This is a genomic window from Micromonospora marincola, from assembly GCF_056150385.1.
In genome coordinates, this window is the sequence record NZ_JAXCFT010000020.1 from 19,583 (window position 1) to 39,727 (window position 20,145).

The following is a 20,145-nucleotide window of genomic DNA, read 5'->3' on the forward strand; positions in this document are numbered from 1 at the left end:
TAGGCGGGGCCCCCTCTTAACACCTCCCCCTGCACGGGGCCACGCCGAGCCGCACCCGGGCGGTACGCTCGGTGAGCTGGTGCCTACTCGGGGGTGCGGGGGCGCGATGGTGGACGGCGCGGGCCGATGGGGTCGACGGACGCTGCTGCGCCGGTCCGCGCTGCTGCTCGGCGGCGCCGCACTGGGCTCGGCCGCCATGCTGGAGAGCACCCGGGTGGCCGACCGCCGGCTCCCGCTGGCCGGCGGCCCGGCCAGCGCCACCCTCGGCAGCCGTCGCCAGGAGGTCGGCGGCGGCGGGGTGCAGGTGGTCTGGGGCGTCCGGACCAGCACGCCGCTTGTGGCGCTGACGTTCGACGACGGTCCCCGGCCACAGTGGACGCCGATGGTGTTGGACACGTTGGCCGAGCACCGGGTGCCGGCCACCTTCTTCCTGGTCGGTGAGCGGGCCCGCCGGCACGCCGCGCTGGTGCGGGGCCGAATGGGTGGGCACGAGGTGGGCAACCACAGCTGGGCGCACCACGATCTCGCCCGGATGGACGCCGCCGCCGTGCACGACGACCTGCGCCGCAGCCACGACGCGATCACCGCGGCCACCGGGGTGGCGCCCCGGCTGCTCCGTCCGCCCTGGGGGCACCTGGGCGGGGCGGTGCTGTACGCGGCGGCCCAACTGGACTACCGGGTGGTGCTCTGGACGCTGCAGATGGTCGAGGGCGAGTTCCCGCACGACCCGGCCGGACACGCCCGGCGGATCGTCGCCGACGTGCGGCCCGGCACCATCCTGCTCGGCCACGACGTCGGCGACGAGAAACGGCTGGTCGCGCTCCGTGGCCTGCCCGACATGATCGCCGGTTTGCGCGCCCAGGGCTACAGTTTCGTCACGGTCTCCGACCTGCTGCGCCGCGGGCCGCCCCCGGGGGCGGCCCGATAGGGTGCCGGCGTGTCACCCACCCTCTCGGTCCTCGTCCGCAACCGCGACTTCCGGCACCTGTTCCTCGCCGAGCTGGTGGTCTTCGGCGCCGACTGGTTCGTCATGGTGCCGTTGCTGGTGCTCCTGCCGGCCCTGACCGGCAGCGGGGTCTGGGGAGCGCTGGTGCTGGCCGTGGACACCGGCACCACCGCGCTGCTGCTTCCGTACGCCGGCACCGTGGCCGACCGGTTCGACCGCCGCCGGGTCATGATGGTGGCAAATGTGGCCGCGCTCGCCGGCATCCTGCTGTTGCTCGGCGTCCGGAGCTCCGGCACGGCGTGGCTGGCGTTGGTGTCGATCGCGATCGTGGCGGTGGCGAAGGCGTTCTACTCGCCCGCCGCCCAGGCCGCCCTGCCCAATGTGGTCGATCCGGCGGACCTGGCGGCGGCAAACGCGGTCGCCGGCTCGGCCTGGGGCACGATGACCGTGGTCGGCGCCTCGCTCGGCGGCATCCTGAGCGCCGCGTCCGGCCCGTACGCCAGCTTCTGGGTGGCCGCCGTGGGCCTGGCCGGGGCGGCGGTGCTGGCCGCGCTGATCCGCCGCCCCCTCCAGGCGCTCCGGGATCCGGCGGCGACGGCGCCGCGCGCCGGGGCGGCGATCCGGGAGGCGCTCGGCTACATTGCCCACCGGCCGCGTGTGCTCGCGCTCGTGACGGTGAAGTCGGCGGTCGGCCTGGGCAACGGCGTGCTTACCGTGTTCCCGCTGCTCGCCGCCGTGTACGGGGTCGGCCCGGCCGGGGCCGGCCTGCTGTTCGCCGCCCGGGGGGCCGGGGCGCTCGTCGGCCCGATCCTGATGCGGCGGGTGCTCAGCAACCGGGCCTGGCTGCTCACCGGCCTGGCGCTGTCCATGTCCCTGTACGGCCTGGCCTACCTCGGCGCCTCGGTGGTGTCCTGGTTCCCGCTGGTGCTGGTTCTGGTGTTCCTGGCCCACCTGGGTGGCGGCAGCAACTGGGTGCTGTCCAACTACGCGCTCCAGGGCGAGGTGCCGGACCGGTTGCGCGGTCGGGTCTTCGCCACCGACATGATGCTGGCGACGCTTGCCATCGCGGTCAGCCAACTGGTGGTGGCGCTCGTGGTGGACCGGGTGGACGAGCGCACCGTGCTGGCCGGCTGCGGCCTCGTCACGGTGGTCTACGCGATCGGTTGGCGGTTCGCCACCCGGCGCCTCTCGCTCACCGACCCGGCCCCGGACCGGGCCGGCTGACCGACCGGTCCCACGCTGCGGGCGGTCCGGCGGGTGATGTCGGGGTCAGGCCCTAGCATGAGCCGGTGCCGACGACTTTCGCCTCCGGCCCGGTCCGGGTCCGGGTGCCCGCGACAAGCGCCAATCTCGGCCCCGGCTTCGACGCGCTCGGGCTGGCCCTCGGCCGTCACGACGACGTGACGGCCGAGGTCACCGACGGCGGCGTACGGGTGGTGGTCACCGGCGAGGGCGCCGGTGAGCTGCCGGCGGACGACCGGCACCTGGTCGTGACCGCCATGCGGGCCGCGTTCGACGTGCTCGGCATGCAGCCCGCCGGCCTGGCGTTGGAGTGCGTCAACCGGATCCCGCAGGCCCGTGGCCTCGGCTCGTCGTCGGCGGCGATCGTGGCCGGGGTGCTGGCGGCCCGCGCGCTCGTGGTCGACGGTGGGCGACGGCTTGACGACGACGCCGTGCTGCGGCTGGCGGCGGAGTTGGAGGGGCATCCCGACAATGTGGCGCCGTGCCTGCTCGGCGGCTTCACGATCGCCTGGACCGAGCCCACCGGGGCTCGGGCGGTGTCGTTGCCGGTGGCGCCGGCCGTCCGTCCCACCGTCTTCGTGCCGGCGGAGCGGGGACTGACCTCGGAGGCCCGGGCCGCCCTGCCGGCCACCGTGCCGCACGCCGACGCGGCGTCCAACGCGGGCCGGGCCGCGCTGCTGGTGCACGCGCTGACCACCGACCCGGCGCTGTTGCTGCCGGCCACCGTCGACCGCCTGCACCAGGAGCAGCGGGCGCCCGGCATGCCCACCACCGCCGAACTGGTCGCTGAGCTGCGTGGGGCAGGTGTGGCGGCGGTGGTCAGTGGGGCCGGTCCGACGGTGCTGGCGCTCTCCGACGTGCCGGCCGGGTTCGAGGTGGGAAGAGATTGGCGCCGTTGGGAGTTGCCGACAGATGTCAGCGGAGCCCGGGTTTTCCGGGGTAGACTTTGACACGCCGAGCGGGACCCTGTTGCCGCAGGTCGGAAGAGTTGATTACGCTCTAGACCGAGCACAGCCGCGAAGCATGCGATCTTCCTGCGGTTCGGCGCACCCCCGAAGCTCTCGGCGGTCAGCCCGTCACCCCTGCCCAAGGCTCACGCCGCACCGCAGTTTCCACAGGTCGCCGCAGACGGCGAGACCTGCTCACCGATGTTGGTGAGTCGGGAAACCGACCGGCTGCTGTGTTACAGACTCCCGCGACGCGTCCATGCGAGGCGGGTGCACCGAGGCCGCCCGGCCACCTGGTTCCACGACTCCGGGCAGCCCCGGCCTATCGAGGGAAGGAATCCATTGAGCGACACCACCGACGTGACGTCGGATGTTTCCAACGTCGCTGGCGATGCCACCACCGCCGCTCCCACGCGCCGTCGGCGTAGCGGCACCGGCCTGTCGGCGATGCTGCTGCCGGAGCTCCAGAGCCTGGCCGCGTCGCTCGGCATCTCCGGTACGGCTCGCATGCGTAAGGGCGAGCTGATCAGTGCGATCACCGAGCGGCAGGGCGGCGCCGCCGCCGGAACCCCTCGACCCCGGGCCGAGGTCGCGGCCGCGACCGCTCCCGCCCGCGAGGAGGTGCACGCCGAGGTCCACCAGGAGCGGGCCGAGGGCGAGCGTCGTCCCGCCGAGCAGGCGCCGGCCGCCGAGGCGACCGAGGGCCGTACCCGGGGCCGCCGGAGCCGGTCCACCGCCGTGACCGCCGAGGCGCGACCAGCCGAGACGCGGGCCGAGGAGGCTCCCGTCGAGACCGGCGACCGGGTCGAGCGCGACCGGGTCGAGCGCGGCGGTGACCGGGCTGAGCGCGGCGGTGACCGGGCTGAGCGCGGCGGTGACCGCGTCGAGCGCGGCGGCGACCGCGCCGAAGGCGGTGCCGACCGGGCCGAGCGCGGCGAGCGCAACGACGGCCGGGGCCGCGAGCGCGCCGAGCGCGGTGGCGACCGCAACGACCGGGGCGAGCGTGCCGAGCGGGGCGATCGCAACGACCGGGGCGACCGCAACGACCGGGGCGAGCGGGGTGACCGCAACGACCGGGGGGACCGTGCCGAGCGGGGCGATCGCAACGACCGGGGCGAGCGCGCCGAGCGTAACGACCGCAATGACCGCAATGACCGCAACGACCGCAACGACCGTGGTGACCGGAACGACCGCGGAGACCGTAACGACCGGGGTCCGCGCGCCGACCGTGACAACCGTGACAACCGTGACAACCGTGACGATGACGACGACGAGGGCGGCGGCCGGCGGGGCCGGCGCAGCCGGTTCCGGGACCGTCGGCGTGGCCGGGGCGAGCGGGGCGAGGGCGACGGCGGTGGCGGTGGTGGCCGCGAGCCGCAGGTGAGCGAGGACGACGTGCTCGTCCCGGTCGCCGGCATCATCGATGTGCTCGACAACTACGCCTTCGTCCGGACCACCGGCTACCTGGCCGGCCCGAACGACGTGTACGTCTCGATGTCCCAGATCAAGAAGTACGGCCTGCGCCGCGGTGACGCCATCACCGGCGCGGTGCGGGCGGCCCGGGACGGCGAGCAGCGGCGCGACAAGTACAACCCGCTGGTCCGGCTGGACACCATCAACGGCATGGAGCCGGACGAGGCGAAGCGCCGGCCGGAGTTCTACAAGCTCACCCCGCTCTACCCGCAGGAGCGGCTGCGGCTGGAGACCGAGCCGCACATCCTGACCACCCGGGTGATCGACCTGGTGATGCCGATCGGCAAGGGTCAGCGGGCGCTCATCCAGTCGCCGCCCAAGGCGGGTAAGACGATGGTGTTGCAGGCGATCGCGAACGCGATCACCCGTAACAACCCGGAGTGCCACCTGATGGTGGTGCTTGTGGACGAGCGGCCCGAAGAGGTCACCGACATGCAGCGGTCGATCAAGGGCGAGGTCATCGCGGCCACGTTCGACCGTCCGCCGCAGGACCACACCACCGTGGCCGAGCTGGCGATCGAGCGGGCGAAGCGGCTGGTCGAGCTGGGGCACGACGTGGTCGTCCTGCTCGACTCGGTGACCCGGCTCGGGCGGTCGTACAACCTGGCGGCGCCGGCCAGCGGCCGGATCATGTCGGGTGGTATCGACTCCACCGCGCTCTACCCGCCGAAGCGCTTCCTCGGCGCCGCCCGCAACATCGAGAACGGCGGCTCGCTGACCATCATCGCCACGGCGCTCGTCGAGACCGGTTCGATGGCGGACACGGTCATCTTCGAGGAGTTCAAGGGCACCGGCAACGCGGAGCTGAAGCTGGACCGGAAGATCGCGGACAAGCGTGTCTTCCCGGCGATCGACATCAACCCCACCGGCACCCGCAAGGAGGAGGTCCTGCTCGCGCCGGAGGAACTGGCGATCATCCACAAGCTCCGCAAGGTGCTGCACTCGCTGGACTCGCAGGCGGCGCTCGACCTCCTGCTGGATCGGCTCAAGCAGTCCCGTACCAACATCGAGTTCCTGATGCAGATCGCGAAGTCCACCCCGGGCGAGTGAGCTGACAGGTTCGACGACGAGGGGCACGGCCGCCGGCCGTGCCCCTCGTCACATACCGGCCAGCGGGTGGGGGAGTGGGCGGGGACGGGGTGGGAATGCGGGAGTACGGGCGGGCGTTGTGGCGGGCGGACCTGCTGTGCCGGCCGGCCGACGCCCATGGCACACTTGTCAATCGGCCACCGGTTCCGGTTCACGCCCGAGCCCGTCGTGACGACGGGAACACCGACGGCGACCCGGCGACCACCCACGAAAGGACCGAGGCGACATGAAGCCCAACATCCACCCGGAGTACGCGACCACCGAGGTCCGTTGCTCCTGCGGCAACACGTTCACGACCCGCAGCACCGCCAAGGGCGGCGCCATCAGCGTCGAGACCTGCAGCGCCTGCCACCCGTTCTACACCGGTAAGCAGCGCGTGCTGGACACCGCCGGTCGGGTCGCGAAGTTCCAGCAGAAGTACGCCAAGGTTCAGGCGAAGAAGGCCAAGTAGCTCCACCGACGACGCCCGTGTCCGGCTCCTGCCGGGCACGGGCGTTCGTCCGTTCTCCGCCGGTGTCGTCGTCGTCCGAAGGAGCATCCGCAGCATGAGCAGTGAGCGCCTGGCCGCACTCCTCGACGAGTACGCCGAGTTGGAGAAGCGGCTCGCCGATCCGGCCCTCCACACCGACCAGGGCACCGCCCGGCGGGTCGGCCGGCGGTACGCCGAACTGGTCCCGCTGCACAAGGCGGCCGGTGAGCTGGAGCAGGCCCGTGCCGACCTGGTCGCCGCCCGCGAACTCGCCGCCGAGGACGCGGCGTTCGCCGCCGAGGCGGACACCATCGCGGCCTCGCTGCCGGCGTTGGAGGAGCGCCTCGCCGAGCTGCTGATCCCGCGCGACCCGCACGACGCCAAGGACGTGATCGTCGAGATCAAGGCCGGCGAGGGCGGCGAGGAGTCGGCGTTGTTCGCCGCCGACCTGCTGCGCATGTACACCAGGTACGCCGAGCGGCGGGGCTGGGTCACCGAGGTGATCGACGCCCAGGACTCCGACCTCGGCGGCGTGAAGGACGTCTCGCTGGCGATCAAGACGAAGGGCGTGCCCGACGGCGGCAACGGCGTCTGGTCGCGGCTCAAGTGGGAGGGCGGCGTACACCGGGTGCAGCGCGTCCCGGTCACCGAGTCGCAGGGCCGGATCCACACCAGCGCGGCCGGCGTGCTGGTGCTGCCCGAGGCGGAGGACGTGGACGTCACGATCGACCCGAACGAGCTGCGGATCGACGTGTTCCGCTCGTCCGGTCCCGGCGGCCAGTCGGTGAACACCACCGACTCGGCGGTCCGCATCACGCACGTGCCGACCGGCATCGTGGTGTCCTGTCAGAACGAGAAGTCCCAGCTCCAGAATCGCGAGCAGGCGATGCGGATCCTGCGCGCCCGGTTGCTCGCCGCGGCCCAGGAGCAGGCCGACGCCGCCGCCTCGGACGCGCGCAAGGCCCAGGTCCGCACGGTGGACCGGTCGGAGCGGATCCGCACCTACAACTTCCCGCAGAACCGGATCACCGACCACCGGATCGGCTACACCGCGTACAACCTCGACCTGGCGCTCGCCGGTGAGCTGGACGGGGTGCTCGACGCCCTGGCCGAGGCGGACCGGGCGGCCCGGCTGGCCGGCGAGACCGAGCTGGCCCGACGCTGAGCTGTGCGGGGTGTTAAGCGGGGGCCCCGCCTATACCGGAGGCGTTAAGCGGGGGCCCCTCCTTACACCCTCAGCTGGCGCGGAGGCGGTCCTTGGCGCGGAGCATCTCCCGGTCGGCCAGCTCGAACGCGGTGCCGAGCGCCTCCCGGACGCTTACCGTGGTGCTGCCGTCGACCTCGGCGAAGCCGATGGTCACCCCGACCGGGGTGCCGGGCACCAGGGACTCCCAGTCCTCCGTGCGCACGGCCGCCTCGATCCGCCGGGCCACCTCCACCGCCTCCGACATGCCGGTGTCGGGCAGCACCACCACGAACTCGTCCCCGCCGTACCGGGACACGAAGTCGCCCCGTCGCATCACCCGGTTGATCACGCCGGCCACGCGTTGCAACACCAGGTCGCCCGAGTGGTGGCCGTGCCGGGTGTTCACCGCCTTGAACCCGTCGAGGTCGCAGACGCCGATCACGACCCGCTCGCCCCGGGACACCACCGCGCCGAGGTAGCGCTCCAGCCGGCGCCGGTTGGGCAGCCCGGTGAGCGGGTCGGTGAGCGCCTCGCCCTCGTAACGGGCGGCCTCGCGGCGCATCTCCTCGTGGTCGATCCGGGCCGCGATGCCGTCGATGTAGACGTCCCGCAGGCGGTCGCTGCGCCGCGCGGCCAGCCGGAACGCGTGCCGGTCCGCGCGGTGCGCGCCGGCGTGGTCGCCGGCGCGGGCCAGGGCGATGCTGCGCAGCCGGGGTGACTCGGCGGCGCCGAGCGTCTCGTCGGAGACCCGGATCGCGTCCAGTCGGGTGACCGCCTCGATCGGCCGGCCGGCGGCGACCGCCAGGCAGACGTGGCCGAGCTGGCGCAGGTCACGGGCGCGGGCGCTGTCCCCGCCGTGGCCGAGCAGCCGGTTCGGGTCGGCGTCGCCGGCGGACTCCACCCGGTCGCCGAGCGCGGCCCGCCGGGCGGCGGCGTACCCGTAGGCGGCCAGGCTGCTGGGCCGTAGGTTGCCGGCCCGCCCGCCGCGCAGGAACCGGGCCAGGTCGCCGGCCACGTCGCGCAGCACCCGCAGGCAGCCGTCGCTGTCGCCGTTGTGGTCCAGGGCCACCGCGTTGCGCAGCCGGATCCCCGGCGCGGCGAACGTCTCCTCCGGGATGCCCGCGCTCAGTCCGACCTCGCGGGCCCGTTCGATTGCGCCGAGCGCGTGGCCGTGGAAGCTGAGGTACGAGTAGGCCATCGCCAGGTCGTGCCAGCCCCAGGCGGTGTCCCGGTCCGGGTCGTCGTCGGCGCCGAGCGCGCGGGCGGCCCGGACCAGGTGCGTGACGCACCTGTCGAGCGCGCCCTGGTGGTGGGCGGCGAGCGCGGCCAGCGCGTTGAGGTGCCCGTGCAGGTAGGGCTCGGCCAGGTCACGTACGGCGGCGGAGGCGTCCTCGATGGCGCGGGTGAACTCGGCGGTCCGGCCGAGGTTGATCAGCGCGGACAGGCGTTGCACAAGCGCGTCGGCGCGGGCGTACGGGTCGTTGGTGGTGCGGATCACGCGATCGAGCAGGACGCACGCCTCGGCGGAACGGCTGGCCTCCTGCAACGCCCGCGCGCTTCGGAGGGCGTCAACCTGGTCCTCGACCTGGTCGAGCCAGCCCACTCGCGACCTCCCTGCCGTGTGCGCCCGGACGCACCCGTTCGTGTTGGCGACCCGCGACGCTTCATGATTATTGCGTGAGCACACTCCCGCAACACCCGTCCGAAGGGACAGAACGCGAACGGGTCTCGCTGGTGATCGCCCGGGTGGCCCGGGCGCTGGCCGAGGCCGGTGTCGAGGCGCCCCGGGCGGAGGCCGAGCAGTTGGCCGCGTACGTGTTGGAGGTGCCGCGCGGCCGGTTGGCGCTGGCCGCCGGTCTCACCCCGGCCCAGCGCGCCCGCCTGGACGCGCTCGTCGACCGGCGGGCGGCCCGGGAGCCGTTGCAGCACCTCACCGGCGTGGCCGGCTTCCGGCACCTGGAGCTGGCGGTCGGCCCGGGGGTGTTCGTGCCCCGGCCGGAGACCGAGCTGCTGGCCGGCTGGGGGATCGACGCGGCCCGGCGGCTCGCCGCGCCGCTCGTGGTCGACCTGTGCAGCGGCTCCGGCGCGATCGCGCTCGCGGTCGCGCAGGAGGTGCCGTCGGCCCGGGTGGTGGCGGTGGAACGGTCCCCGGCCGCGCTGGCCTGGCTGCGACGCAACGCCGCCGGGCGGGTCGCCGCGGGGGACCGGCCGGTCGAGGTGGTGGCCGCCGACGTGACCGGCCCGGCGCTGCTGGCCGACCTGGCCGGCCGGGTCGACGTGCTGCTCTGCAACCCGCCGTACGTGCCGCGGTCGGTGGTGGTGCCGCCGGAGGTGGGCGGCCACGACCCGGACGAGGCGGTGTTCGGCGGCGCGGACGGACTGGACGTGATCCGGCCGGTGGTGGCCCGGGCCGCGGTGCTGCTGCGCCCGGGTGGGCTGATCGGCGTGGAGCACGACGACACGCACGCGGCGGCGGTGCCGGCCCTGCTGGACCGCGACGGCCGGTACGAGCGCGTGGCGGAGCACCGGGACCTGGCCGGGCGGCCTCGTTGGGCGACCGCGTCCCGGCGGGCGGACGGCACCCACGCCGACGGCGGCGCGGCGTGGCAGACTGACTCCTCGTGATGCTCTACGACTGCCGGTCGCCCGCCGACCGGGACCGCGGCATCGCCGCTGCCATCGAGGCGGTCCGGAACGGCGAACTCGTCGTCCTGCCGACCGACACGGTCTACGGCGTCGGTGCGGACGCGTTCACCCCGTACGCGGTGAAGGCCCTGGCGGACACCAAGGGTGGCGCACGGCAGGCGCCTCCGGTGCTGATCGGCTCCCGGCACACGCTCGACGGCCTGGTCTTCTCGCTGCCGGGCGCGGCACGTGACCTGGTCGAGGCGTTCTGGCCGGGCGCGTTGACAATCGTGGTGGAGCACTCGCCGAGCCTGGCGTGGGACCTGGGCGACACAAGCGGCACGGTGGCGGTGCGGATGCCGCTGCATCCGGTCGCGCTCGAGGTGCTGCGGGAGACCGGGCCGATGGCGGTGGCCTCGGCCAACAAGGTCGGCCAGCCCGCCGCGCTCACCGCCGAGGAGGCCCGTGACCAGCTCGGGTACGGCGTGCGGGCCTATCTGGAGGCCGGGCCGGCGGTGGACCCGGTGCCGAGCACCATCGTCGACCTGACCGGCGAGGTGCCGCGGGTGCTGCGCCAGGGCGCGGTCACGCTGGCGAAGCTGCGTGACGTGGTGCCGGACATCCTCGACGAGCGGGGGGTCTGAGTGCCGCCGTTCACCGTTCTGCACGTCTGCATGGGCAACATCTGCCGGTCGCCGATGGCCGAGCGGCTGCTGCTGTTCGCCGTCCGGGAGCGGCTGGCCCGGCTCGACGTCGCCCCGGCCGACTCGGACGCGCTCGTGCACAGCCACAGCGCCGGCACCGGCGGGTGGCACGCCGGCGAGGAGATGAACCCGCCGGCGGCGCGGCAGGTGGTCGCGCGCGGCGGTGACGTCGACGGCTTCGCCGCGCGCCGGTTGCGCTCCGACCTGATCGACGGCGCGGACCTGGTCCTCACCGCGACCGCCGACCAGCAGGAGTACGTGGTGGCGCTGCGGTCGGACGCGGCCGGACGCACGTTCGTGCTTGGTGAGTTCGGCCGGCTGCTGGGCGCGGTGGACCGGTCGGCGCTGCCGTCGGCGGCGCCCACTCCGGACGCCGTGCACGCCCGTGGGGTCGCGCTCGTGGCGGCGGCCGACGCGGCCCGGGAGGGCGCCGCCGCCCTGCCCACCGATGATCTCGACGACCCGTGGGGCCGGGGCGACCAGTGTTTCAGCCGGGTGGCCGACGAGATCGAGGAGACGGTCCAGCCGCTGGCTGCCGCGCTGCTGCCCTGAGGTTCATCCTTTCTCGCGAACTTCCTGCGCCTTTCGCCGAACATGGCGGCGAAAACGGCGATTCCGGTCATTCTGAACGGGTCCGTACGGCCGGCTCCTGCGGGGAGAGCTGATGAACCGGGCCCATCTCGACAAGCTGTTCACGATCCTGCTCGCCGGCGTGCTCGCCGGACTGGCCCTGGCCGCCGCCGCGCTGCCGGCCGCGCTGGTCTTCGGCCTGGGCGTGAAGAACCTGATGCCGTACACCGAGCTGCCGGAGGCGCTCCGGGCGCCGCAGCCGGCCCAGCGCTCCAACCTCTACGCGAACGACGGCCACACGCTCATCACCTCGTTCTACGTCGAGGACCGGGTGGACGTGCCGGTCGGCGAGGTGGCGCCGGTGATGCGGGACGCCATCGTGGCCGCCGAGGACGTGCGCTTCTACGAGCATCACGGCGTCGACGTGCGGGGCGTGGTGCGGGCGTTGACGGCCAACCGCAAGGAGGGCACCCGGCAGGGCGCCTCCACGCTGACCATGCAGTACGTGCGCAACGCGCTCGCCGGTGACCCCCGGCTGACCGAGCGGGAGCGGGCCGCGGCCACCGAGATCACCGCCGGTCGCAAGATCCGCGAGATGCGGTACGCGCTGACGCTTGAACGGCAGGTCGGCAAGGACGAGATTCTCGGGCGCTACCTGAACATCGCGTACTTCGGCGCCGGCGCGTACGGCATCGCCGCCGCCAGCAAGCGCTACTTCTCCACCACCCCGGACCGGCTCACGCTGGGGCAGGCCGCCCTGCTCGCTGGCCTGGTGCGGGCGCCGGACCACGACGACCCGATCAACGGCGACGCCGGCGCGGCCCTGGACCGCCGGGCGTACGTGCTGGACCGGATGGCGGAGACCGGCCGGGTGACCGCCGCGGACGCGGCGGCGGCCAAGGGCTCACCGCTGGCCCTGGCGCCCAGCGCCACCCCGAACGACTGCGCCGCGGTGCCCGCCGGCCACAACGACTGGGGCTTCTTCTGCGACTGGTTCACCCAGTGGTGGAACGCCCAGCCGGCGTTCGGGCAGACCGCGGACGAGCGGCAGCGCACGCTGCGCCGCGGCGGCTGGTCGATCGTCTCCTCGCTCGACCCGGACGTGCAGGCCAAGGCGAGCGAGCAGGTGCGGGCGATCTATCCGGAGACGACCCAGCGGGCCGCGCCGACGGCGGTGGTGCAGCCGGGCACCGGGCGGGTGCTGGCCCTGGCGGTGAACCGGGGCTTCGGCACGGCCGCGAACCCGGCCGGGCAGCAGAACTACCCGAACACGGTCAACCAACTCGTGGCCGGGGGCGGCGGCATCGTCGGCTACCAGGCCGGCTCCACGTTCAAGCTGTTCGCCCTGCTGGCCGCGCTGGAGGCCGGGTTACCGCTGGACACCGAGTTCGACGCCCCCCGCGTCTACGTCACCAAGTACCCGATCGACGGCGGCCCGGCCAGTTGCGGCGGCAGGTGGTGCCCGGCGAACGCCAACACGTACTGGATGGACGGCGACCGGGACATGTGGGACGCGTTCGGCCGTTCGGTGAACACCTACTTCGCCTGGCTGACCGAGCGGGTCGGCGCGGACCGGGTGGTCGAGATGGCCGAGCGGCTCGGCATCGTGTTCCGCTCGCCGCAGGACGCCAGGATGGCCCGCGACGGGGCGGCGAGCTGGGGGCCGTTCACCCTCGGGGTCTCCGCCACCACGCCGTTGGACCTGGCCAACGCGTACGCCACGGTGGCCGCCGAGGGCACCTGGTGCCGGCCCACCCCGGTCACCTCGATCACCGACGCGACCGGCCGGCGGGTGGCCACCGGTGACACCGACTGCCGGCAGGTGCTCGACACCGAGGTGGCCCGCGCGGCGGCCGACGCCAGCCGCTGCCCGGTCGGCGACCAGTCGATGTACCGGCGGTGCGCCGGCGGCACGGCCGAGGATCTGGCCCCGGGCCTGCGCCGGCCGCTGGCCGGCAAGACCGGCAGCTCGGAGCGGAACGCCACGGAGACCGTGGTCGCGTTCACCCCGCAGCTCGCCGTGGCGACTATCGCGGCGAACCCGGACAACCCGCGGGACGCGGTCGGCGGCGGCGTGCAGAAGCGGCAGATCGCCGCCGTGGGTCGCATCCTCGCCTGGGCCCTGCGCGACCAGCCGGTGCGGGACTTCGTCCCGCCGAGCGAGTCCGTCGCCTTCCAGCACACAAGCCCCCGCACCAACAACTGAGGTGATTGGCGGGGCCCCCTCCTATCGCCTGGGCGATAACAGGGGCCCCCGCCTAACCGGTGGGGTGTTCGGCGCCTCGGGCGATGTTGCGGGCCATGCCGCCGAAGACGACGGCGTGGAACGGGGCGACCGAGGCCCAGTAGAGGTGGCCGGGCAGGCCGTGCGGGAGGAAGACGGCGCGCTGCACGTAGCGGCTGTGCCCGTTGTCGGTCGGCTCGGCCCGCATCTCCAGCCAGGCCCGGCCGGGCAACCGCATCTCGGCACGCAACCGCAGCAGCTCACCCGGGACGATCTCCTCGACCCGCCAGAAGTCCAACGCCTCGCCGACCTGGAGCCGGTGCGGGTCGCGCCGGCCGCGACGCAGCCCGACGCCGCCGACCAGCCGGTCCAGCCAGCCGCGTACCGACCAGGCGAGCGGGAACGAATACCAGCCGTGCTCGCCGCCGACCCCCTCGATGACCCGCCACAACGCGGCCGGGGGCGCGCTCACGGCCTGTTCCCGCAGGTCCGTGTAGGCGGTGCCGCCGGACCAGTCCGGGTCCGACGGCAGCGGGTCGGCCGGCGCGGCCGGGCCGCTCGCGTTCGACCAGCGCGTCTCCACCTGGGCGTCGCGCACCTTCGCCAGCGCCAGGCCGACCGCCTGGTCGAAGCCGGTCAGCCCGCCCGGCGGGTCGGGTACGAAGCGGGCGATGTCGTGCTCGTGTGCGACCGCCTCGTGCACCAGGCTCTCCACCAGCGGTCGGGCGATCGCGTTCGGCACCGGAGTGATCAGGCCGACCCAGTGCGAGGAGAGGCCGGGGGTGAGCGGGCGCACCGGCAGGATGAGCCGTGGCCGCAGCCCGGCCACCCGGGCGTAGCGCTGCATCATCTGCGTGAACGTCAGCACGTCCGGGCCGGCGATGTCGAACCCGCGGTTCACCTCGGGCGGCAGGTGCGCGCAGCCGGCCAGGTAGCCCAGCACGTCGCGGACCGCGATCGGTTGGATCCGGTTGCGCACCCAGCGCGGGGTGACCATCGCCGGCAACCGCTCGGTCAGGTAGCGCAGCATCTCGAACGAGGCCGAGCCGGACCCGATGATCACCGCGGCGCGCAGCACGGCGGTCGGCACGCCGCTGTCGAGCAGGATCCGGGCGACCTCCGCCCGGGACCGCAGGTGCGCCGAGGGCAACCCCTCCCGTTCCGCCGGCTCCGGCCCACCGAGGTAGACGATCCGGCGTACGCCCGCAGCGCGCGCCGCCTCGGCGAAGTTGGTCGCCGCCTCCCGGTCGGCCGCCTCGAAGTCGCGCTGCCCCAGCGAGTGGACCAGGTAGTAGGCGACGTCCACGCCCTCGAACGCGCCCGGCAGCGTCTCCGGCCGGCGCAGGTCACCCTCGACGATCTCGGCCTCGGCGGCCCAGGGCACGTCGCGCAGCCGCCCGGCCGTGCGGGCCAGGCAGCGCACGGTGTGCCCCTCGGCCAGCAGCCGGGGCGCGAGGCGTCCGCCGATGTAGCCGGTGGCGCCGGTGACGAGGCATCTCACGGCCTCCAGTGTGCGGCTCCGTAGACTCCTTCGCTGTGGAGAACGCGAGGGAGCTGCAAATGATCACGGTGTTCCCGGCGTACCCCCGTGGCTGAGCCGGCGGCGCGCGGGGCGGAGGCGACCGCGGACCGCGGCTGGCGACTGCGCCACCTGCCCGTGCTGCTGGCCGCGGTGGCGGTCATGGCGGCGGTGGCGGCGGTGGCCGGCGGGGTGTGGCGCGGCGGGGACGGCGCGCTCGGCGCGGCGGCCGGGGTGGCCGCCACGGCGGCCAGCTACACGCTCACCACAGTGGTGCTGGCCTGGGCCGACGCCCGGGATCCGCAGCTCGTCCTGCCGTTCGGGCTGGGCCTCTACATCGCCAAGATCACTGCGCTCGGCGGGGTGATGGTGCTCGTCGCCTCGACCGGCTGGCCCGGGCTGATCCCGTTCTGCCTGGGCATCGCGGCGGGCGTGGTGGTGTGGACCGGGGCGCACATCTGGTGGCTGGCCACCGTCCACGCGCGACGGGTGGCGCGCTGACGCGTCCCCACTTTCGGGCGACGCGCCAACCTGTCCGCGATCGGTCATTCTCTCAGTGGCGACGGAGGAGTACCGTGCCTCCAGACGACTTCGCCCGCCCGTGTCCCACACAACCAGGTTGTGCGGGGGGTGAGGCACAACCTCTTCCGCTCGACTGATATCGTTCGCCCCGTCATGGCCGGTGACCAGAAACCCCCCAACACTGGCGGCTCGGGCGACGTTCCGTCCGGTGCCGGTCAGGGTTGGACCGCGCTCTCATACCTCATCGGGGGCATGCTCGTCTGGGGTTTCATCGGCTGGCTGGTCGACCGTTGGCTCGATACCGGCGGCGTCGCCACCGGCATCGGGGTCGTGCTCGGCATGGCCGGGGGCATCATCCTGGTCGTCCGCCGGCTGGGCACGCCTACTTAGGAAGGGACGCGGTGTTCGGACAGGCGAACGTCCTGGCTCAGGGCCAGGCGGAATTCCCGCCGAAGGTGGGGGACTTCTACCTGCCCAGCATCCTGCCCTGGGGTGCGGAGAACTCGTACTGGTTCACCAAGATCACGGCGATGGTGTGGGTCGCCGTCGGCATCTTGATCATTTTCTTCCTGGTCAGCTACCGGAACCCGCAACTGGTCCCCACCAAGAAGCAGTGGTTCGCCGAGTCGATCTACGGCTTCGTGCGCAACAACATCGCGGTGGACATGATCGGGCACGCGGGGGTGCGGTTCGCTCCCTACTTCACCACGCTCTTCTGCTTCATCCTGCTGACGAACTTCTTCGCGATCCTGCCGTTCTTCCAGATCTCGCCGAACTCGCACATCGCGTTCCCGGCCTTCCTCGCCGTGATCAGCTACGTGATGTTCAACTACGTCGGCATCCGGCACCACGGCTTCGTGAAGTACTTCAAGAACTCTCTGGTTCCGCCGGCGCCGTGGTACATCCTGCCGCTGCTGATCCCGATCGAGCTCTTCTCGACCTTCATCGTCCGGCCGTTCTCGCTCGCCGTCCGTCTCTTCGCGAACATGTTCGCCGGCCACATGCTCCTGCTGGTCTTCACGCTCGGTGGATTCGCCATGCTCAACGCCAACATCTGGCTCGCGCCGGTGTCGGTGCTGTCCTGGGTGATGACGATCGCGCTGACCTTCCTCGAGTTCCTGGTGATCTGTCTGCAGGCGTACGTCTTCACGGTGCTGACCGCCAGCTACGTGCAGGGCGCGCTCGCCGACGAGCACTGATCCGATCTTTCGCACCAACCGTTGTCGACCCGCGTGACCGTCACGTGTGATAACCAGGAGGAACCGTAATGAGCATCCTTGCCGAGGTAACGGGCAGCACCGCTGCCATCGGTTACGGCCTGGCCGCCATCGGCCCGGGCATCGGCGTGGGCCTGGTCTTCTCGGCCTACATCCAGTCGACCGCCCGCCAGCCGGAGTCGTCCCGGATGACCCTCCCCTACGTCTGGATCGGCTTCGCCGTCATCGAGGCGCTGGCGCTGCTGGGCATCGCCTTCGGCTTCATCTGGGCCGGCACCGCCTGATCCAGCCCCTCTGACCGGGAGGTTTTCCCATGTACTTCCTCGCCGCTGAGGGTGGTGAGACGACCCACAACCCGATCCTCCCTGTATGGCAGGAGATCGTGGTCGGCGGGATCGCCTTCATCGTGCTCTGCTTCGTGCTGATGAAGTTCGTCTTCCCGCGCATGGAGCAGACGTTCCAGGCCCGGGTCGACGCGATCGAGGGCGGCATCAAGCGCGCCGAGGCCGCCCAGGCCGAGGCGAACCAGCTGCTCGAGCAGTATCGGGCCCAGCTCGCCGAGGCGCGTACCGACGCCGCCCGGATCCGCGACGACGCCCGGGCCGACGCCGAGGGCATCCGCCAGGACATCCTCGCCAAGGCACGCGAGGAGTCCGACCGGGTCATCGCCGCCGGCAAGGAGCAGCTCCAGGCCGAGCGGGCCACCATCGTGCGCGAGCTGCGCACCGAGATGGGCACCATCGCGGTGGACCTGGCCAGCAAGATCGTCGGCGAGTCGCTCGCCGACGAGGCGCGTCGCAAGGGCACCGTCGACCGGTTCCTCAACGGTCTCGAGAGCACGGGGGCCCGCTGATGCAGGCCGCCAGCCGGGAGTCGTACTCCGCCGGGGTCGAGCGCCTCGACGCGTACGTCCGCGGCGCGGAGCCGTCGGCGGTGGCCGCCACCGCCGACGACATCCTCTCCGTCGCCGCACTGCTGCGGCGCGAGCCGCGGCTGCGCCGGGCGCTCTCCGACCCGGCCCGCTCCGGTGTGGACCGCGCCGCGCTGCTCACCGGGATCCTCGGTGGCAAGGTCGGCGCGGACGCGCTCGACCTGCTCGCCGCGCTGGTCTCCGGCCGGTGGTCGGCCCCGTCGGAACTGCTCGACGGCGTCGAGCGGCTCGGCGTGGAGGCGCTCCTGGCGAGCGCCGACTCGGCCGGCGAGCTGGGCGAGGTCGAGGACGAGCTGTTCCGCTTCGGGCAGGTCGTCTCCGGCTCCGCGGAGCTGTCGAACACGCTCTCCGACCCGATGGCCCCGGCCGAACGGCGGGCCGGCCTCACCGGCCAACTGCTCGCCGGAAAGGCCCGCCCGGTCACCGTCCGCCTCGTCGAGGCCGCGCTCGCCGGCTTCGGGGGACGCTCCTTCACCGGTGCGCTCACCCGGCTGGTCGAGCTGGCCGCCGACCGGCGGGACCGCCAGGTCGCGTACGTGACCGTGGCGGCTCCGCTTTCCGACGAGGAGGAGCGACGCCTCGGTGCCCGCCTCACCGAGATGTACGGTCGGGAGGTGTCCGTCAAGCAGACGGTCGACCCCGACGTGCTCGGCGGGGTGCGCGTACGGGTCGGTTCCGACCTGTACGACGGCACCGTCCTGCGCCGCCTCAACGAGACCCGCAACGCGCTCGCGAAGCGCTGACCAGCGTCTCCGCAGCCCTGATTCGACGCCATCGGACCGGTCGGTACTAGGTATCCCGGGCCCCTGAACTTTAAGGAAGCAGAGGATGGCCGAGCTGACCATCTCGACGGAGGAGATCCGCGGCGCCCTGGAGCGCTACGTCTCCTCCTACACGGCCGACGTCTCCCGTGAGGAGGTCGGCACCGTCGCCGATGCCGGCGACGGCATCGCCCACGTCGAGGGTCTGCCCTCGACCATGACCAACGAGCTCCTGGAGTTCGAGGACGGCACGCTCGGCGTGGCGTTGAACCTCGACGTCCGGGAGATCGGTGTCGTCGTCCTCGGTGACTTCGGCGGGATCGAAGAGGGCCAGCGCGTCAAGCGCACCGGCCGGGTGCTCTCCGTGCCGGTCGGGGACGCGTTCCTCGGCCGCGTGGTCAACGCGCTCGGCGAGCCGATCGACGCCATCGGCGACATCGCCAACGAGGGCTTCCGTGAGCTTGAGCTCCAGGCCCCGAACGTGATGGCCCGGCAGTCGGTCTCCGAGCCGCTGCAGACCGGCATCAAGGCCATCGACGCGATGACCCCGATCGGCCGTGGCCAGCGCCAGCTGATCATCGGCGACCGGAAGACCGGCAAGACCACGGTCGCGCTCGACGCCATCCTCAACCAGCGGGACAACTGGCGCTCCGGCGACCCGACGAAGCAGGTCCGCTGCATCTACGTCGCGATCGGCCAGAAGGCCTCCACCATCGCCTCCATCAAGGGGACGCTTGAGGAGGCCGGCGCGATGGAATACACCACCATCGTCGCCTCCCCGGCCTCCGACCCGGCCGGCTTCAAGTACCTCGCGCCCTACACCGGCTCGTCCATCGGCCAGCACTGGATGTACGGCGGCAAGCACGTCCTGATCGTCTTCGACGACCTGAGCAAGCAGGCCGAGGCGTACCGGGCCGTGTCGCTGCTGCTGCGCCGCCCGCCGGGCCGTGAGGCGTACCCGGGTGACGTCTTCTACCTGCACTCCCGCCTGCTGGAGCGCTGCGCGAAGCTCTCCGACGAGCTGGGCGGCGGCTCGATGACCGGCCTGCCGATCATCGAGACCAAGGCGAACGACATCTCGGCGTTCATCCCGACCAACGTCATCTCGATCACCGACGGTCAGATCTTCCTCGAGACCGACCTGTTCAACCAGGGCGTCCGCCCGGCCATCAACGTCGGCACCTCGGTCTCCCGGGTCGGTGGCGCCGCGCAGGTGAAGCCGATGAAGAAGGTCGCCGGCTCGCTGCGGCTGAACCTGGCCCAGTTCCGTGAGCTGGAGGCGTTCGCCGCCTTCGCCTCCGACCTGGACCGGGCCTCGCAGAACCAGCTCAACCGGGGCGCCCGGCTGGTCGAGCTGCTCAAGCAGCCGAACTACTCGCCCTACCCGGTGAACGAGCAGGTCGTCTCCGTCTGGGCCGGCACCGAGGGCAAGCTCGACGACGTCCCGGTCGGCGAGGTCCGCCGGTTCGAGTCGGAGTTCCTCCAGTACCTGCGCCACAAGCACGAGGGCGTGCTGGCCTCGATCGCGGACCACAAGTGGGGCGACGACATCGTCTCCTCGCTGGACTCGGCCATCACCGAGTTCAAGCAGGTCTTCCTGGGCAAGGAGGACGAGGTCCGGATCAACGAGGCCCCGGCCGAGGCGCTTGAGGGCGAGCAGACCCGCGAGACGGTGACCCGCTTCCGCGACGGCAACACCGACCGCCCGGCCGAGAGCTGA

At 72.7% G+C, this 20,145-nt stretch carries 19 protein-coding genes; 17 read left to right on the forward strand and 2 right to left on the reverse strand.

Annotation, left to right across the window (positions count from 1 at the left end; genetic code table 11):
• Positions 1-79 precede the first annotated feature (79 nt).
• The 6 genes from SM450_RS27040 (at position 80) to prfA (ending at position 7,331) form a co-directional block, all read left to right on the forward strand.
• Entirely contained in the window at positions 80-928 is an 849-nt protein-coding gene (locus tag SM450_RS27040; RefSeq protein WP_474622597.1) for a polysaccharide deacetylase family protein, read from the forward strand.
• Between the two features lie 9 nt (positions 929-937).
• On the forward strand, positions 938-2,170 hold the full coding sequence (locus SM450_RS27045) for an MFS transporter (protein WP_474622598.1): 1,233 nt from the start codon (positions 938-940) through the stop codon (positions 2,168-2,170).
• 65 nt (positions 2,171-2,235) lie between these two features.
• Complete coding sequence (gene thrB, locus SM450_RS27050; protein ID WP_474622599.1) at positions 2,236-3,138, forward strand: homoserine kinase; 903 nt, start codon at positions 2,236-2,238, stop codon at positions 3,136-3,138.
• Positions 3,139-3,477: 339 nt separating this feature from the next.
• Positions 3,478-5,658, forward strand: coding sequence for a transcription termination factor Rho (gene rho, locus SM450_RS27055; RefSeq protein WP_474622600.1), 2,181 nt, complete (start codon positions 3,478-3,480; stop codon positions 5,656-5,658).
• A 265-nt stretch (positions 5,659-5,923) separates the two neighbouring features.
• Positions 5,924-6,148: a 50S ribosomal protein L31 gene (gene rpmE / locus SM450_RS27060; protein WP_073828674.1), complete on the forward strand. Its 225-nt coding sequence runs from the start codon at positions 5,924-5,926 to the stop codon at positions 6,146-6,148.
• A gap of 94 nt (positions 6,149-6,242) precedes the next feature.
• Positions 6,243-7,331, forward strand: a complete 1,089-nt coding sequence (gene prfA, locus SM450_RS27065; RefSeq protein WP_474622601.1) for a peptide chain release factor 1 — start codon at positions 6,243-6,245, stop codon at positions 7,329-7,331.
• A 70-nt stretch (positions 7,332-7,401) separates the two neighbouring features.
• On the opposite strand, the gene SM450_RS27070 is transcribed toward prfA, so the two are convergent.
• The gene (locus tag SM450_RS27070; protein WP_474622602.1) at positions 7,402-8,955 is read right to left on the reverse strand and encodes a GGDEF domain-containing protein; all 1,554 of its coding nucleotides are present in this window, start codon (positions 8,953-8,955) and stop codon (positions 7,402-7,404) included.
• Positions 8,956-9,029: 74 nt separating this feature from the next.
• On the opposite strand from SM450_RS27070, the gene prmC reads away from it, so the two are divergent.
• From prmC to SM450_RS27090, 4 genes are all read left to right on the forward strand, one after another.
• Positions 9,030-9,977 carry a peptide chain release factor N(5)-glutamine methyltransferase gene (gene prmC / locus SM450_RS27075; protein ID WP_474622603.1) on the forward strand — a complete coding sequence of 316 codons (948 nt, stop codon included), beginning with the start codon at positions 9,030-9,032 and terminating at the stop codon, positions 9,975-9,977.
• Entirely contained in the window at positions 9,977-10,621 is a 645-nt protein-coding gene (locus SM450_RS27080; protein WP_474622662.1) for an L-threonylcarbamoyladenylate synthase, read from the forward strand. Before prmC ends, SM450_RS27080 begins: the two co-directional genes overlap by 1 nt.
• Positions 10,622-11,233 carry an arsenate reductase/protein-tyrosine-phosphatase family protein gene (locus tag SM450_RS27085; RefSeq protein ID WP_474622604.1) on the forward strand — a complete coding sequence of 204 codons (612 nt, stop codon included), beginning with the start codon at positions 10,622-10,624 and terminating at the stop codon, positions 11,231-11,233.
• Between the two features lie 112 nt (positions 11,234-11,345).
• The gene (locus SM450_RS27090) at positions 11,346-13,457 is read left to right on the forward strand and encodes a transglycosylase domain-containing protein (RefSeq protein WP_474622605.1); all 2,112 of its coding nucleotides are present in this window, start codon (positions 11,346-11,348) and stop codon (positions 13,455-13,457) included.
• Between the two features lie 52 nt (positions 13,458-13,509).
• On the opposite strand, the gene SM450_RS27095 is transcribed toward SM450_RS27090, so the two are convergent.
• Positions 13,510-14,976 carry an SDR family oxidoreductase gene (locus tag SM450_RS27095; protein WP_474622606.1) on the reverse strand — a complete coding sequence of 489 codons (1,467 nt, stop codon included), beginning with the start codon at positions 14,974-14,976 and terminating at the stop codon, positions 13,510-13,512.
• 87 nt (positions 14,977-15,063) lie between these two features.
• Here SM450_RS27095 and SM450_RS27100 point away from each other — a divergent pair, with 87 nt between their 5' ends.
• From SM450_RS27100 to atpA, 7 genes are all read left to right on the forward strand, one after another.
• Complete coding sequence (locus SM450_RS27100; RefSeq protein ID WP_474622607.1) at positions 15,064-15,495, forward strand: hypothetical protein; 432 nt, start codon at positions 15,064-15,066, stop codon at positions 15,493-15,495.
• 174 nt (positions 15,496-15,669) lie between these two features.
• On the forward strand, positions 15,670-15,906 hold the full coding sequence (locus tag SM450_RS27105; RefSeq protein ID WP_091069120.1) for an AtpZ/AtpI family protein: 237 nt from the start codon (positions 15,670-15,672) through the stop codon (positions 15,904-15,906).
• An 11-nt stretch (positions 15,907-15,917) separates the two neighbouring features.
• Positions 15,918-16,715: a F0F1 ATP synthase subunit A gene (atpB, locus tag SM450_RS27110; RefSeq protein ID WP_474622608.1), complete on the forward strand. Its 798-nt coding sequence runs from the start codon at positions 15,918-15,920 to the stop codon at positions 16,713-16,715.
• 68 nt (positions 16,716-16,783) lie between these two features.
• On the forward strand, positions 16,784-17,017 hold the full coding sequence (locus tag SM450_RS27115; RefSeq protein ID WP_046563803.1) for an ATP synthase subunit c family protein: 234 nt from the start codon (positions 16,784-16,786) through the stop codon (positions 17,015-17,017).
• A 29-nt stretch (positions 17,018-17,046) separates the two neighbouring features.
• Positions 17,047-17,586, forward strand: coding sequence for a F0F1 ATP synthase subunit B (locus tag SM450_RS27120; protein ID WP_474622609.1), 540 nt, complete (start codon positions 17,047-17,049; stop codon positions 17,584-17,586).
• Positions 17,586-18,407 carry a F0F1 ATP synthase subunit delta gene (locus SM450_RS27125; protein ID WP_474622610.1) on the forward strand — a complete coding sequence of 274 codons (822 nt, stop codon included), beginning with the start codon at positions 17,586-17,588 and terminating at the stop codon, positions 18,405-18,407. The genes SM450_RS27120 and SM450_RS27125 overlap by 1 nt, the downstream gene beginning before the upstream one ends.
• Before the next feature lie 85 nt (positions 18,408-18,492).
• Complete coding sequence (atpA, locus tag SM450_RS27130) at positions 18,493-20,145, forward strand: F0F1 ATP synthase subunit alpha (RefSeq protein ID WP_474622611.1); 1,653 nt, start codon at positions 18,493-18,495, stop codon at positions 20,143-20,145.